We start from the raw sequence: 15,800 nt of genomic DNA, 5'->3' as shown, positions 1-15,800 counted from the left end.
CGTCCCCGCTACAGGGTTGACGGCATTTACGGGCTCGACGCCGTTCGCCTTTTGATCCATGGTCGCGCCGATGAATCAGCCTGATAACAGCCCCCAGTCCCAGGACGATCTTGCGCACCAGCCGTCCCCCGGTTCCTTGAGCGCCCGCGCCCGTGCGGCGGTTGCGCCCCAGCTCGCCTATCTGAACGGCCTGAATCCCGAGCAGCGCGCCGCCGTGGACGCAACCGAAGGCCCCGTCCTCGTGCTCGCCGGCGCGGGCACCGGCAAGACCCGCGTGCTCACCACCCGCATCGCCCATCTGATTGCCACCGGCAAAGCTTGGCCGTCGCAGATCCTCGCCGTGACCTTCACCAACAAGGCCGCCCGCGAGATGCGCGAGCGCATCGGCCGGGCCATCGGCGAAGTGGCCGAGGGCATGCAATGGCTCGGCACCTTCCACTCGATCGGCACCAAGATCCTGCGCCGCCACGCGGAACTCGTGGGCCTGCGCTCGGACTTCACCATCCTGGGCACGGATGACCAGCTGCGCCTGATGAAGCAGGTGATCGAGGCCGAGGGCATTGACGAGAAGCGCTGGCCTGCGCGCCAGCTCGCCGGCCTCATCGATGCCTGGAAAAACCGCGGCCTTGGCCCCGATCAGGTGGCTGCCGGAGAAGCTGGAGCCTTCGCCAACGGCAAGGGCGGACGGCTCTACCGCGCCTATCAGGAGCGTCTGAAGGTTCTGAACGCCGTCGATTTCGGCGACCTGCTGCTTGAATGCCTGCGCCTATGGCGTGAGCACCCGGACATTCTCGAACAATACCAGGACCGCTTCCGCTACATGCTGGTGGACGAGTACCAGGACACCAACGTCGCGCAATATCTCTGGTTGCGCCTGCTCGCGCAGAAGCGCAAGAACCTGTGCTGCGTGGGCGACGACGACCAGTCGATCTATGGCTGGCGTGGTGCGGAGGTCGACAACATCCTGCGCTTCGAGCACGACTTCCCCGGCGCGACCGTCATCAGACTCGAGCGAAACTATCGCTCCACCGGTCATATTCTTTCTGCGGCCTCCGTGTTGATCGCCAAGAACCAGGGCCGCCTCGGCAAGACGCTTCGCACCGAAGACGAGCTCGGCGAGAAGGTGACGATCACCGGCGCCTGGGACTCGGAGGACGAGGCCCGTCTCATCGGCGAGGAAATCGAAGCGCTGCATGCCAAGAAGCATCCGCTCTCTGAGATCGCCATTCTCGTGCGCATCTCGGCGCAGATGCGCGAGATCGAAGATCGCCTCGTGCAGCTCGGCGTGCCCTATCGCGTCATCGGCGGCCCCCGCTTCTATGAGCGCGCGGAAATTCGCGATGCGCTGGCCTATTTGCGCGTCGTGAACCAGCCTGCCGACGATCTCGCCTTCGAGCGCATCGTCAATGTGCCCAAGCGTGGCCTGGGCGATGCAACGATCCAGGTGCTGCATAACCATGCCCGCGCCGCGCGCGTGCCAATGATGGAGGCCGCGCGCTTCATCGTCGAGACTGACGAGCTGAAGCCGAAGCCGCGTGCGACCTTGCGGGATCTCCTGATCTCCTTCGGACGCTGGTCGAAGCTCTCCGAGACCATGTCGCAATCCGAAGTGGCGCAGATTGTGCTGGAAGAATCCGGCTACACCGACATGTGGCAGAAGGAAAAATCCGCCGATGCCGCGGGCCGTCTCGAAAACCTGAAGGAACTCGTGCGCTCCATGGAGGAGTTCCCGGATCTGCAGAGCTTCCTGGAACACGTCTCGCTCGTGATGGAAGCGAACGAAAGCGACACCTCCGAGCGCGTGAGCCTGATGACGCTTCACGCCGCAAAGGGCCTGGAGTTCGACACGGTGTTCCTGCCCGGCTGGGAGGAAGGCCTCTTTCCCAATCAGCGCGCGCTCGACGAGAGCGGCCGTGCTGGTTTGGAAGAAGAACGTCGTCTTGCCCATGTGGGTCTCACTCGCGCAAAGCGGCGTGCGAAGATTTACTTCGCCTCCAACCGACGCATCCACGGCTTGTGGAACTCGACCGTGCCAAGCCGCTTCATCGACGATCTGCCGGAGCGCGATGTCGAGATCGTGGAAGCGCCCGCGAACTTCTCCTATGGTGGCGGATACGGCGGCGGCTCGCGCTTCGATCGCATGCAGCCCTTTAGCGGCTCGTCCTACCAGACGCCCGGCTGGCAGCGTGCACAGGCGCATCGCGCGAGTACGGAGGACGGCGGCTATTCAGCTCGTCGTTCCGGCGACAGGCGAGGCCCGATGATGATCGAAGGCGAGCTGGTGGCGAAATCCACCGGCAGTTCAGGCTTTACTGTCGGCGGTCGCGTGCTGCATTCGAAATTCGGCCCTGGCACCATCGAGGCGGTGGACGGCAACAAGCTGACCGTCGAGTTCGATAAAGCCGGGCGCAAGATGGTGCTCGACAGTTTCGTTGAGGCATTGGGGTAAAGCTCTCGACTCCTCAGATTCCGCCGTTTGCAGAGTGCTCTGACATGACTTGTTTTAGGAGTTCCGCGTCGTGGCAGGTAACTGGCCAAGAGCCGCTTTTGAACGCAGTGGCGGCCGGGCAGGACAGGTCGCGAGCCAAGTTTGTAATGGGCGAGCTTGTTGCGTATGAAACGATTCAGAGCGGCTGAAATTTTGGTTGTTACCTCCCAATCCCAGGCATCGACAGATCCAAGATCCTCCCGATCATCCCAATAGACATGCTCCCAGGATTTGGCTCTACGGGCCGTGTTGTGATTGCTGTGTGAGAGGACCAGACCTTTTGGTCCGATTCCGCCAAGATTAAGAGAAATCACCCCCCATCCAGAGATAGCGTATCGGAATGTGTGACCGTCGCATTTCTCGGGATCCAGCTCGATACGACGCACATTGCACAAATGCATCGCGTCGGGGGGAACCAAGGCCAGAAGAACTGACGGACCGTCACCTGCACAGCGTCCAATCCCATATCGGGCTGCAATAGAGCTTGGGCTGTCGAATTCCACAATATCGGAACCGAAAGGCGAGTAACTCTCGAATACGCGACAGCCGGAATCCGCAAATACGTAATCGAGAACAAGGTCGAAGTCCTTACCCACGGCATAGAAATCTATATTCGGCATCGGAGAGCGCTTAAGGAAAATACCAGCATCTTGTTGGTAGGCATTAGATCAGAATTATTTGTTACTTCATAACAGAAAATACATATGTCACGCTTGCCGGAACGCCCTCAGGAGTCGTTACGGGACAGGCGTCATCCCTAGGGCAAGCCTAGGGATGACTTGAGACACCAGTGTATCTGTGCCGCTACTCCGCAGCGGCTGGCGGCACAGGCGCGGGCGGCGTGCCGTAGACACGCGGATCGATGGGGTTGAGCTCGCCCTCGTCTTCCGTGTAGGCAGGAGGACGATCCACGTAAGTGAACTGGCCTTTGCCATCCGGCGAGGGACCGTTGGCCCAACGACCCTGCTGGCTTTCCACACCTTCCGAGTGATTGAGGAATTGATAGGCGACTTGGCTCTTTTCCAGATCTTGCGGAAAATTCGAGGGCACCGGTGTCATCTCCAGCCCGTCTTCCTCCAGCTCCCTGATGGCGGCAAGCCATTGGTTCTGGTGCATCGTGTCGCGCGCGATAAGGAAGGACAGCATGTCGCGCACGCCCGTGTCATTGGTCATGTTGTAGAGCCTGCTCACCTGAAGCCTGCCCTGACTTTCCGCCGTCACGTTGAAGCGAAAATCAGCGAGCAGATTGCCGCTCGCGATCGTGTAGGCCGATGTCCAGGGATTGCCGATGCTGTCCGATGGACGTGCACCGAGGCCAGCGACGATGTAGTGCTGAGGATTCATGCCAGCCACAATGGCATCCTCTACGCGCGCACCGCCCATCACGGCTCCGACGACGGAGTTCTTCGCCATGTCTTCCTGCTGCTCAACAGGAGATGTTTCGAGCAGGCGCGCGATCATGGTGGCGAGCATCTCCACGTGACCGATCTCCTCGGTTCCGATATCCATGATCATGTCCTTGTACTTCTGCGGACCGCGGCAGTTCCAGCCTTGGAACAGATACGTCATCATCACGCTGATCTCGCCCCATTGACCGCCAAGAGGCTCCTGCAACATCTTGGCGAAGAGCGGATCAGGTCTTTCGGGCTTGGCATGGTATGCCAGCTGCCGCTGACGGAAGAACATCGGCTAGCTCCTGGTTAAGTTTAGTGAATTGACCCTTATGGCCTTGCAAGAGTCAGCCTTCCAACCAAGGCCTCCCGCCGTTGTTCCCAATCAATCCGAGTAACCTCTACTTTAGATCAGTTCTGGTTTTCTGAGCCTCTAGCCAAGCTCCTTGAAGTGTGGAACCATCCCGGCCCAGCTGATGCTTACCCGTGAGGCCTCCGATGTTTCCCCTCTCTCATATGATGAAATCCTTTGTACGTACCGGCACGTTGAAAGTCATCGATGCAGAGGGCAAAGCGCATGTCTTCGGTGGGGAGGAGCCTGGCCTAAACGTCACCATGCGGCTGACGGATCCGTCGCTCTATTACAAGCTCTTCCTCAATCCGGAACTGCATGCAGGCGAGGCCTATATGGATGGGCGTATGAGCTTCGAGGAAGGCTCGACCTTGCGGGACTTCCTGAACCTCTTCTCTCAGAACCGCTCGACGCTGGCGAACTACCCCTTGCAGAGCGTGCTGAAACGTATTTCGCGGACCGTGAAGCGATTCCAGCAGGCGAACCCCGTCGGCAAGGCGCAGCAGAATGTGGCGCATCATTACGATCTCGGGAACGACTTCTACAGGCTCCTCCTCGACAAGGGGATGCAATATTCCTGCGCCTATTTCATCAACGATGACGATACGCTGGAAGAGGCGCAGCAAAACAAGCTGCGCCTTATTGCGTCGAAACTGCAGCTAAAGCCTGGCCTCAAGGTTCTCGATATCGGCAGTGGCTGGGGCGATCTCGCGCTCTATCTTGCCGCCATGGAAGATGTGGATGTCACGGGCGTCACGCTCTCCAAGGAGCAATACGAACTGTCGAACGAGAAAGCACGGCGCGCGGGCCTGTCACACCGCGTACGTTTCGAGTTGCTGGATTACCGCAAGGTCGACGAGCGTTTCGACCGCATCGTGTCGGTAGGCATGTTCGAGCATGTGGGCGTGCATCATTACGGTGAGTTCTTCGCCAAGATCAACACGCTGCTCGACGATGACGGACTGATGGTGCTGCATTCCATCGGCAAGATGAGCCCGCCGGGCACCGCAAGTCCGTGGCTGCGCAAATACATCTTCCCAGGAGCCTACTCCCCTGCCCTATCCGAAGTCTTCCCTGTCACGGAGCAGAACAGCCTCTGGGTGACGGATCTCGAATTCCTGCGCCTTCACTATGCCAAGACTTTGAACCATTGGCACAAGCGTTTCGAAGCCAACCGAGAAAAAATCGCCGCCATGTATGACGAACGCTTCTGCCGGATGTTCGAGTTTTATCTGATCAGCGCAGAGACTATGTTTACCACGGGCAGCCAGCTCGTGTTCCACATGCAGCTCGCCCGCAAGCGCGATGCCGCGCCCATCGTGCGCGATTACATCACGGATCTCCAGCGCCATTACAAATCCATCGAGCCTGAGCGTCTCAAGATACTCGAAAAGGCCAAGGAACTGATGCCGGCATAAAGCCGGCATCCGACCGATCAGGTGAGCGTCTCGTAATCCTTGTTCTTCAATCCGTCATGCGAGTGACGCGTGGGCAGCGTGCTCTTCGGCTGCTTCTTGAAATGCGAGGATGCCTTCATGCCGACGGGTCCTTTGCCGATCGTGATGCCGCCGTCCACCGTGTAGAGCGCGCCGGTGACGAAACTCGCTTCGTCAGACGCAAGGAAGCAGAACACGTTCGCAACCTCTTCCGGCGTACCACGACGACCCATGGGCGTGGCCTGCGTGATCATTGTGGCAAGTTCCGCATCCATCGGCCCCGTTGATTTATGCGTCCAGGCCGTATCAATGGGACCAGGGCAGACGCAGTTCGCGCGCACGCCGTAAGCCGCCTGCTCGGCCGCGATGCCTTGCATGAAGGAATGGATGAAGGCCTTCGTGCCTCCGTAGATCGCGTTCTTCGGGTGCCCTATCATGCCGGCTTCCGAACCTGTGGAGACAATGTTGCCGTAAGTCTCCTGCAAATGCGGCAGAGCGAACTTCGTCATGAGAAAGACGGAGCGCACGTTCGAGCGGAGTGTCTCGTCGAACTTGTCGATGGGATAGTCCTGCGCTTCGGCGACAGCCAGAAACACACCAGCGTTGTTTATGAGAATGTCGATGCGTCCATACGCATTCACGCAAGCCTCGACCGCAGCTTGGGCGTGATGCTCCTCAGCGATATCGCCAAGGTACACTTCCGCGAAGCCCCCTGCGCCATTGATGAGCCGCGCCACGTCCTCCACTGGATCATCAGGCAGGCCGACGAGGAGAAGGCGCGCGCCCTCGCGAGCGAATTTCAGGGCAATGGCTTCGCCGATGCCGGTGCCGGCACCGGTGACGATGGCAACCTTGTCGAAAAGACGTCCGGACATGGGATCTCCTACGGGCACAAGGCACCGTTTCAAGCATCATGGGAACAGGCTTGGCGTTTGCAAAACGGGCGCTGCTCCGGAGGGTTCCGGCCAAGCCCTCAATCGTGATCGCTTGAGGCACGGCACAGGGGGTGCTAGAGCAACGTCCATGCTTGAAGGTCTGCACCCCAATCGCCCTACCCACGTCTTCCGCATCACCACGGACGAGCGCTCCGCGCGCGCCATGACGGATCTGATCGGAGAGATCTTCGATCCCGCCGAGACGGCTGTTGCCGCTTTCGAGACGGTGGAGGACGGCCCCTGGCTGCTCGAGGCCTATTTCGCCCATGAGCCGAACGAGACCGCCATCCGCGACCTCGTGCGTCCCATCGTAGGCGAGGAAGCTGACAAGGGCGTGTTCCTGCCCCTGGAGCAGAAGGATTGGGTCAAGACTTCTCTCGAAGGCCTCAAACCTGTGCGTGCCGACCGCATTCTCGTTCACGGCTCCCATGATCGGGAGCAGCGCCGCAGCAACGACATCGCCATCGAAATCGAGGCAGGCTTGGCCTTCGGCACGGGCCATCACGGCACGACGCTGGGGTGCCTCAAGGCCTTCGTGGATGAGCTGAAGATCCGCACGCCCCGCCATGTGCTCGACGTAGGCACCGGCACGGGCATCCTGGCCTTTGCCGCGGCCAAGGTCCTGAAGCGGCCCGTGATTGCCGGCGATATCGATCCGGAAGCTGTGCGGGTCGCGAAGGAGAATGCGCGTCTCAACGGCATCGGGCCGTGGATGAAGCTCTATGTCGGCCCCGGCACGCGCAACGCGGAAGCCAACCGGCCGGGCCATTTCGACCTCGTCTTCGCCAACATCCTCGCAAAGCCTCTGCGAATGCTGGCGCCCTCGCTGGCGCGGGTGGCGAGCAATGACGGAACGCTCATTCTCTCAGGGCTTCTGGCCCATGATGTTCCGGGAGTGCTGTCTTCTTACGCGCATCAGGGCTGGTATTTCCAGCGCCGGTACGATCTTGAAGGCTGGGCCGCTCTCGTGCTGAAGCGGGGCAGCGCACGTCCGCAACCCCGCCGATAACAGATTAAGGACTTACTCGGCGATGAGGCCGGGATAACGCTTCATCAGCTCGCGGCGGAGCTTGAAGGTGTCGGCGATAATCTCGCGGATGGCTTTCATGGCGACGACGATCAACATGGCTTTTCTCTTTTCTTTCGTACGTAATTCTCGTCTCAGATCTTGAACGGCAGATCATTGCTCTGGATCAAGAAATCCGCGGAATGATCCTGCCTGCGGCCGAGATCGGCCATGAGTGCTTTGTGACGGCGCAGCTCACGCGCGGCGCTCCGTGCGCGGCTCTCGGCAAGAGCACTCATCATGCCCTTGACGATCAGTGAGAACGTGGACGGCGTCCGGGTCTGACCGGCGTAGACGGACGACAAAATGGCTGTGTTCATGGGCTCATCTCCAACAGGTTGGTGTTGAGACCCTTCAGTTCAGCGTTCCTCTGTTCTTGTTACGCTATACATAAGCCATGCCCGACTTTAGTTGTAGGCGGGCGAATTGCATGCGAGCCATGCGCATTTTGCAGCGCATGGCCAGAAAATATTAACCTCTAGGCATCTGGCGCATGATGGACGGGCAGATTGCCTGTTGCATATGCAGGTCTCAGGGCAGCATGGCGGTTGCGGGGCCTCTCCCTCCATCATAGCGTGCTGCCTTCCTCAATTTCTGTTCCGGTGCTTCTCGGATGGCTCAGTTTCAATTCTTTGACGATACAACTTCCCCTTCGCAGGGCCCCGCCCACATCGCCAAACTGCGGGCCGAATTGAGCCGACGCGGCTTCGACGGGTTCATCGTGCCCCGGGCCGATGAGCACCAGGGAGAATACGTGCCGAAGAGCGCCGAACGCCTGGCTTGGCTCACGGGCTTTACGGGCTCCGCCGGCACCGCCGTGATCCTGAAGGACACAGCTGCCCTCGTGGTCGATGGGCGCTACACGGTCCAAGCCGCCGAGCAGGTGGACACCTCCATCATCACGCCTGTGCAACTTGCCGAAATGTCGGCCGAGGACTGGATTGCCGCGAATCTGCCGGAAGGCGGGACCCTTGCCTATGACCCCTGGCTTCACACGAGCGATGGCCTGAAGCGCCTGGAGAAGGCCGTAGCGAGAGCAGGCGGCAGGCTCGCTCCGGTCGATATCAATCTGGTCGATGTGATCTGGATTGACCGCCCTGCCCCGCCCCGGGCGCCCGTGCGGCCGCATCCGCTCGACTATGCCGGCGAGACCGCCGATTCGAAGCTGGAGCGCATCCGCAAGAAGATGGCGGAGGCCAAGCTCGATGCGCTCGTGATCTCTGACCCACACAATCTCGCCTGGGCCTTCAACCTGCGCGGCGGTGACGTAGGCCATACGCCCCTGCCCCTCGGCTATGCGGTGTTGCCGCGGGAGGGCCGCGCGAGCCTGTTCTTCGACCCCGTCAAGATCACCAATGAAGCCGGAGCTGCTGTCGGCGACCTCGCCGAGTTCGCCCCCATCAGCTCCTTCCAGAGCGCGCTTGATGCACTGGGTCAGAAGGGCGGCAAGGTCCGTGTGGATTCCGCCACGGGTGCCGTTGCCCTGATCCGCCGCATCGAAGCCGCGGGCGGCACAGTGGATGTGGGCGCGGACCCTATCGCACTCATGAAGGCAGTGAAGAACAAGGCCGAGATCGCAGGCTCGCATGCAGCCCATCTGCGCGATGGCGTAGCAGTGGCGCGCTTCCTCGCCTGGCTCGATCGTGAGGCGCCGAAGGGACAGCTTACCGAAATCGATGCCGTCGAAGCCTTGGAGGCATTCCGCATCGAGACCGGCGCATTGAGGAACATCTCCTTCCCAAGCATCTCAGGCGCAGGCCCCAATGCCGCCCTGCCCCATTATCGCGTCACGGCTTCGAGCAACCGGACAATCGAAAGCAATCAGATCTTTCTCATCGATTCCGGTGCGCAATACGAGGACGGTACGACGGATATCACGCGCACGATCATCGTGGGTGAACCGAATGCTGAGATGAAGGACCGCTTCACCCGTGTGCTGCAGGGCCACATTGCGATTGCACGCGCCGTGTTCCCGAAAGGCACGACGGGCGCGCAGATCGATGCGTTCGCCCGCAAGCCCCTGTGGGAAGCCGGCCTGGATTTCGATCACGGCACGGGCCACGGCGTCGGCAGCTATCTCTCCGTGCATGAAGGCCCGCAGCGCATCGCCAAGACCGGCACAACGGCGCTCGAAGCGGGCATGATGCTCTCCAACGAGCCTGGCTTCTACAAACAGGGTGATTACGGCATCCGTATCGAGAACCTGATCCTCGTGGAGCCGCGCACCATTCCCGGCGGCGATCGCGAGATGCTGGGCTTCGAGACTCTCACCTTCACGCCCATCGATCTGCGCCTTGTCGAGCCCGCGATCATGAAGGCGGATGAGATTGCGTGGCTCAACGACTATCACGCCCAGGTGCGCGAAAAGATCGGGCCGCATCTCGACACCGAGACGCGCGCATGGCTTGAGGACGCCACCCGCGCGATCGGCTAGATCAGATTGCGCAGCACCACAACAGACACGACGCCGGCGGCGATTGTTGCGAGCAGCGGCAATCGGAAGGCGACCACAGCGGTGATGGCGGCGGCGATCGCTTCCGCCCATCCCGTTGTCAACGCCGTCGGCGCAATCACCGAAACCAGTACGGCAGGCGGGATGGCATCGAACGCCGCTTTGGCGCGTCCCGTGAGAACGAGGCGATCCGCCACGAAGAGCCCCGCGATACGCGTGATGTAGGTCACCACGGCCATGGCGATGATGGCGAGAAGAGTCGTCATGTCGAGGCTCATGCGCGCGGCTCCTCCGAGGCGGAGAGATAGGCGGCGGCGATCCCCGCAAGCGCTCCCGACGCGACATGCCAGGGCGCTCCGATGAAATGGTGCACGAGCGCGGCCACTGCAGCGCTGGTGCCAACAGTCACCAGAGTCACGCGGCTCCGCCCGAAACCTGCCACGAGGCCGATGAAAAGTGCGGTGAAGGCGAAGTCCGCGCCGATACGTGCAGGATCCCCCATGAAGGAACCGAGCACGGCTCCCAATGTCGTCGAAAGGGTCCAGTTCCCCCAGAGCACGAGAGCCATGGCGGCCCAATAAGCACCGGTCACGGGCCGCTCCAGCGCGCGCCGCTCGGAGAGCGCCCAGGCCTCGTCCGTCAGGAAGAAGAAGGCGATGAACCGCTGGATGCCCTTCAGATGCATCTTCGGTCCGAGTGACGCTCCCATCAGCACATGACGCGCATTGATGAGAAGCGTTGCAAAGGCGAGTGCCGCAATCGGCGCGGGATGTGCCCAGGCTTCGATAGCCGCGAACTGCGCGCCACCTCCATAGACGAATGCGGACATGAGCGCGACTTCCAGCGCAGAGAGTCCTTTGGCGACAGCCACGGCGCCGAAGAGAAGGCCGATGGGAACCGCAGCGACAGCGACAGGCGCAATGTCGCGCAATCCTGCGCGGATCTCACGTTTATAGGTGGTCATGGGCGCTCCTGTGCAATTCACGACCCATTGCGCCCGACCAGCGCGAACCAGCCGTCCTCGTCCATGACCTGAACGCCAAGCTCGGCCGCCTTGGCGAGCTTCGAGCCAGCGCCCGGGCCTGCCACGACGATGTCCGTCTTCTTGGAGACGGAGCCGGCCACTTTGGCGCCGAGACGTTCGGCCATGGCCTTGGCCTCCTCCCGGGTCATCTGCTCGAGAGAGCCGGTGAAGACCACCGTCTTGCCTGCCACGGGCGAGTTGGCTGTGGCGGACGCTTCCATGGGCTCGACATTCACCTGCGCCAGCAGCGCATCGAGCATCTCTTCGTTGTGTTCCTCCTTGAAGAACTCGATGATGGCCTCAGCGACCACGGGACCAATCCCGCCGATGAAGGTGAGATCCGCATGCGCCTCCGAAGCCGGATCGGATGCGGCTTTGGCCGTTTCACGAAGAGCTTCGAAGGTGTGGAAGTGCCGAGCAAGCAGCCGCGCCGATGTCTCGCCAATATGCGGAATGCCGAGCGCGAAGATGAAGCGGTTGAGTGCAATCGAGCGTCGTGCCTCGATGGCCGCGAACAGGTTGCGCACACTCGTCTCGCCCCACCCTTCCCTATTCTCCAAACGCTTGAGGCCGCGCGCATTGCGCTCTGCGAGCGTGAAGATGTCCTGCGGGCGCCGCACCAAGCCTTCTTCGTAGAATTCATCGATGCGCTGCTCGCCCATGCCTTCGATGTCGAAGGCGTTGCGCGACACGAAATGCTTCAGGCGCTCACGTGCCTGCGCCGGGCAGATGAGGCCGCCCGTGCAGCGGCGCACGGCATCTTCCTTGCCGGTGCGCGGGTTGACCTCTCGCACCGCGTGGCTGCCACAGGCCGGGCAATGCGTCGGAAACTCGTAAGGCTTCGCGTCGGCGGGGCGCTTTTCCAGCACGACGTCGAGCACTTTCGGAATCACGTCGCCCGCACGATTGATGATGACGGTGTCGCCGATGCGGATATCGACGCCATTGCGGATCTTCTCGCCGTTGCCGCCGATGCCTTTGATGTAATCCTCGTTGTGCAGCGTCGCGTTCGACACCACGACGCCGCCCACCGTGACCGGGCGCAAGCGCGCAATCGGGTTGAGCGAGCCCGTGCGGCCCACATTGATCTCGATGCCTTCGAGCACCGTCACTGCTTTCTGCGCAGGGAACTTGTGTGCCAGCGCCCAGCGCGGCGAGCGTGAGACGAAACCGAGACGCTGCTGAAGATTGAGATCATCGACCTTGTAGACGACTCCATCGATGTCGTAGCCGAGATTGGCGCGATCGGTCTCGATGGCATGATAATGCTCGAGCATCTCAGCGACGCTGGAGCAGCGGCGCGTGAGCGGATTCACCTTGAAGCCGAAATGCTTCAGCGCATCCATCATGCCATGCTGCGTATTCGCCGGCATCTCGCTCACCTCACCCCAGGCATAGGCGAAGAAACATAATGGGCGTGATGCCGTGATCTTCGGATCAAGCTGGCGCAGGCTGCCGGCCGCCGCATTGCGCGGATTGGCGAAGAGCGGCCTGCCCGCGGCCTCCTGTCGCTCGTTGATGGCCGCGAAATCCTTGTGCGAGAGATAGACCTCACCGCGCACCTCGAACACGTCGGGAATGTTCGAGCCTTTCAGAACATGCGGAATGTCGTCGACCGTGCGGGCATTCGCCGTCACGTCCTCGCCTTCCGTGCCATCGCCGCGCGTGGCTGCAGTCACGAGTTTTCCCTTCTCGTAGCGGATGCTCAGCGAGAGGCCGTCGATCTTCGGTTCTGCCGTGAAGACCAGCGGCGCATTGGCCTTCCACTGCAGGAAGCGGCGGATTCGCTCGACGAACTCCTCCACCTCCTCATCGGCAAATCCGTTGGCCAGCGAGAGCATCGGCACGCGATGCCGGATCTTGGCGAATTTTTCGGAGACCTTGGCGCCGACTTTCTGTGTCAGGCTCTCGGGGGTCTTGAGCTCGGGAAACAGTCCCTCCAGCGCCTCGTAGCGCTTGCGCAGGGCATCGTATTCCGCATCCGAAATGGTAGGCGCGTCTTCTTCATAATAGCGCCGGTCGTGCTCCGCGATTTCGCGCCCGAGCGCCTCGTGCTCGGCACGGGCTTCGCGAGGCGTCAGTTCGTCGATGGACTTCAGAGAGGGGGCGTTTTTTGCGGACATGATCGAATCGTGTGTGAGGTTGCTTGAACCATAGCGCTCTGGCCGAGACTCTCCAGAGGATGAAGCCGAATGGCTCACCACATTCATCCATTCCATGCTCAGGCGGCTTCGCGCCCTGGGGGCGCAAAGGGCTTCCGGCTGGTCCTGGCTTTGTCCGTCGCGGACGAGGGAAGCGCGGGACGCGTTCGGCTTCGCGGGCCCGTGACGGAGCGCGCGAAAGGTGTTCGGGGCGGGAGAGCCGCCCGGGCTCGGGAAGCGCAACGCATCCCGCGCACGGCTTTTCGATCCCGGCCTCGACGCTCCGGCGCCATCAGGGACGAACCCTCAGAGACGCTTCACGGCGCTTGTTGCAAGCGCAGCCCTGGAGTTGACTCCAGCACTGGCGAGGCTGAGGGAGCGTTGACGCAGCCTGCCCGATCAGGCTCAGCGCCTCTTCCTCCCTGCTCGGGACCCTGAGGTCCGGGGGTGCGACTCCCCGGACGCATCAGAACCGCATCCCCTCTCCACGACCGACGCCTCGGGCGCGTCCCTCGGAAGAACCGGACCCGCAGAGATATGGCCCAGCTTAGGAGAATTGTCAAGAACAAAAGAGGAACATGACTGTTGCCGCGAGAGGCACGCGGCCTCTCCCATCATCCCCGGGCTCGTCCCGGGGATCCCCGTCTTGTTCGCACCGAGGTTCCCAAAGGCGGGGATGGCCGGGCTTGTCCCGGCCATGACGACGGAGGGTGTCATTCGCGGCCAGAGATAGCGAATGCCATCGGAGAGGAAGGGAATCCACTCCCAAGCGCTGCGCTATGGCTCTCCTTCCCTACCCTTACGGGTTGCCGGGGATGACATCGGGAGGACAATGCCTAATGCGCAGCCGCCTCGAGCAAGCGAGCCGCCGCAGCGCGCGCTTCCTCGGTGATTGTCGCGCCGGCAAGCATACGGGCGATCTCCTCGCGGCGGGGCGCGGCTTCCAACGGAATGACCCGGGTCGCGACGCGATCCTCGGCCCCGTTCACGCCCTCCTTGGCGATAAGGAAATGGCTTTCGGCCCGGGCGGCTACCTGCGGGGCATGGGTGACGGCCATGACCTGAACGCCCTTTGCCAGACGCGCGAGACGCTGGCCGATGGCATCCGCGACGGCACCGCCGACGCCGGTATCGATTTCGTCGAAAACGAGGGTCGGGGCCGAGCCCTTGTCGGCCAGAACGACCTTCAATGCCAGCATGAAGCGGGACAGCTCACCGCCCGAAGCCACCTTCATCAGCGGACCGGGGCGGGTGCCGGGATTGGTCTGAGCCCAGAACTCCACCCGCTCGAAGCCCGCCGGATCGCGGCTGTCCTCGTCGGTCTGGATTTCCGTGATGAAGCGGGCGCGTTCCAGCTTCAGGGGCGGAAGCTCGGCCTGCACGGCGGCATCGAGGGCCCGGGCAGCTTTCTTGCGGCCTGTGGACAGTTTCCTTGCGGCAGCGAGGTAAGCCTGATCGGCTTCCTTGAGTGCGGCTTCGAGGCCAGCCAGTTGCTCTTCGCCTGCATCAATGGCGGCCACATCGCTCTCGAACCGCTGGCGGAGGGCCGCGAGTTCGTCGGCGGGCACATCGTATTTGCGGGCAGCGGCGCGCAGCGCGAAGAGACGCTCCTCGGTCTGTTCCAGCTCGCGCGGATCGTATTCGGTGGCGCGGATCGCCTCTTCGAGAGCAGCCCGTGCCTCGTCGATGGCGACGAGCGCGGCATCGAGGGCTCTGACGCTGGGCTCCACGAGGGCCGGGGCCTGGGCGCCGCGGCGCTCCAGCTTGCGCACGGCAGCCGAGAGCTCCGGAACGGGCGATGCGGTGCCGGCCACCGCCTCATAAGCCTCGTTGAGGTCCTGGGCCACCTTCTCGGATTGCATCATCACGACCCGGCGCTCGGCCAGAATCTCCTCCTCGCCGGCTTGCGGGTTGAGGGTGGTCAGCTCCTCCACGGCGTGGCGCAGGAAGTCGGCCTCCCTGCGGGCCTTCTCGATGCGGCTGCGGTGCTCCTGGAGGGCCGCGCGAGCCTCCCGCACCCGGCGCGCAGCCTCGGCCACGGCCTGGACCTCATCGGAGAGGCCACCGAAGGCATCGAGAATGGCGCGGTGGCTGACGGGATCGACGAGAGCGCGGTCGTCATGCTGGCCGTGGATTTCGACCAGGGCCGACCCGATGGCCTTGAGCACCTGAACGCTCACGGGCTGATCGTTGACGAAGGCGCGGGTTCGCCCGTCCGCCACCTGGACGCGACGCAGGATCAAATCGCCGTCCACATCGATATCCGCCTCGCGAGCGATGCCGCGTGCCGGATGGTCCATCGCGCAATCGAAGACAGCCGTGACCTGCCCTTGAGATTCGCCATGGCGGACGAGGCTTCCGTCACCGCGCCCGCCGAGAGCGAGGGCAAAGGCGTCGAGCAGGATGGACTTGCCCGCGCCCGTTTCACCCGTGAGGACGCTCAGTCCCTCACGGAAATGAAGCTCAAGCCTGTCGATGAGGACGATGTCGCGTATCGCCAGCTGGATCAGCATGG

At 62.1% G+C, this 15,800-nt stretch carries 11 protein-coding genes; 4 read left to right on the top strand and 7 right to left on the bottom strand.

The window, feature by feature from the left end:
- Positions 1–70: 70 nt before the first annotated feature.
- A complete protein-coding gene (locus DC522_RS05495) occupies positions 71–2,449 on the top strand; it encodes an ATP-dependent helicase (RefSeq protein ID WP_116527822.1) in 2,379 nt (792 codons plus the stop codon).
- A gap of 843 nt (positions 2,450–3,292) precedes the next feature.
- Here the strand turns inward: DC522_RS05495 and DC522_RS05490 are convergent.
- Entirely contained in the window at positions 3,293–4,174 is an 882-nt protein-coding gene (locus DC522_RS05490; protein ID WP_116527694.1) for a manganese catalase family protein, read from the bottom strand.
- A 203-nt stretch (positions 4,175–4,377) separates the two neighbouring features.
- Here DC522_RS05490 and DC522_RS05485 point away from each other — a divergent pair, with 203 nt between their 5' ends.
- On the top strand, positions 4,378–5,649 hold the full coding sequence (locus tag DC522_RS05485; protein WP_116527693.1) for a cyclopropane-fatty-acyl-phospholipid synthase family protein: 1,272 nt from the start codon (positions 4,378–4,380) through the stop codon (positions 5,647–5,649).
- Positions 5,650–5,666: 17 nt separating this feature from the next.
- On the opposite strand, the gene DC522_RS05480 is transcribed toward DC522_RS05485, so the two are convergent.
- Positions 5,667–6,542 (bottom strand): SDR family NAD(P)-dependent oxidoreductase, encoded by an 876-nt coding sequence (locus tag DC522_RS05480; RefSeq protein WP_116527692.1) that lies wholly within the window; start codon positions 6,540–6,542, stop codon positions 5,667–5,669.
- Positions 6,543–6,690: 148 nt separating this feature from the next.
- On the opposite strand from DC522_RS05480, the gene DC522_RS05475 reads away from it, so the two are divergent.
- Positions 6,691–7,611 carry a 50S ribosomal protein L11 methyltransferase gene (locus DC522_RS05475; protein WP_116527691.1) on the top strand — a complete coding sequence of 307 codons (921 nt, stop codon included), beginning with the start codon at positions 6,691–6,693 and terminating at the stop codon, positions 7,609–7,611.
- A gap of 152 nt (positions 7,612–7,763) precedes the next feature.
- Here DC522_RS05475 and DC522_RS05470 read toward each other — a convergent pair whose 3' ends face one another.
- Positions 7,764–7,988, bottom strand: coding sequence for a hypothetical protein (locus DC522_RS05470; RefSeq protein WP_116527690.1), 225 nt, complete (start codon positions 7,986–7,988; stop codon positions 7,764–7,766).
- A 293-nt stretch (positions 7,989–8,281) separates the two neighbouring features.
- Between DC522_RS05470 and DC522_RS05465 the strand changes: the two genes are divergently transcribed.
- Positions 8,282–10,102, top strand: coding sequence for an aminopeptidase P family protein (locus DC522_RS05465; RefSeq protein ID WP_116527689.1), 1,821 nt, complete (start codon positions 8,282–8,284; stop codon positions 10,100–10,102).
- Here DC522_RS05465 and DC522_RS05460 read toward each other — a convergent pair.
- The 4 genes from DC522_RS05460 to recN all read right to left on the bottom strand — a co-directional run bounded on the left by DC522_RS05460 (position 10,099) and on the right by recN (position 15,798).
- Positions 10,099–10,398 (bottom strand): AzlD family protein, encoded by a 300-nt coding sequence (locus tag DC522_RS05460; RefSeq protein ID WP_116527688.1) that lies wholly within the window; start codon positions 10,396–10,398, stop codon positions 10,099–10,101. The genes DC522_RS05465 and DC522_RS05460 overlap by 4 nt on opposite strands.
- Positions 10,395–11,084 (bottom strand): AzlC family ABC transporter permease, encoded by a 690-nt coding sequence (locus tag DC522_RS05455; RefSeq protein ID WP_116527687.1) that lies wholly within the window; start codon positions 11,082–11,084, stop codon positions 10,395–10,397. Before DC522_RS05455 ends, DC522_RS05460 begins: the two co-directional genes overlap by 4 nt.
- A 17-nt stretch (positions 11,085–11,101) precedes the next feature.
- Complete coding sequence (gene ligA / locus DC522_RS05450) at positions 11,102–13,267, bottom strand: NAD-dependent DNA ligase LigA (RefSeq protein ID WP_116527821.1); 2,166 nt, start codon at positions 13,265–13,267, stop codon at positions 11,102–11,104.
- 854 nt (positions 13,268–14,121) lie between these two features.
- The gene (recN, locus tag DC522_RS05445; RefSeq protein ID WP_116527686.1) at positions 14,122–15,798 is read right to left on the bottom strand and encodes a DNA repair protein RecN; all 1,677 of its coding nucleotides are present in this window, start codon (positions 15,796–15,798) and stop codon (positions 14,122–14,124) included.
- Between the last annotated feature and the right edge of the window lie 2 nt (positions 15,799–15,800).

It is taken from the genome of Microvirga sp. KLBC 81 (genome assembly GCF_003075415.1).
Taxonomy (GTDB): Bacteria; Pseudomonadota; Alphaproteobacteria; order Rhizobiales; family Beijerinckiaceae; genus Microvirga.
Note: the sequence above shows the minus strand (reverse complement) of the source record. Positions and strands in the feature narration are given on the sequence as shown.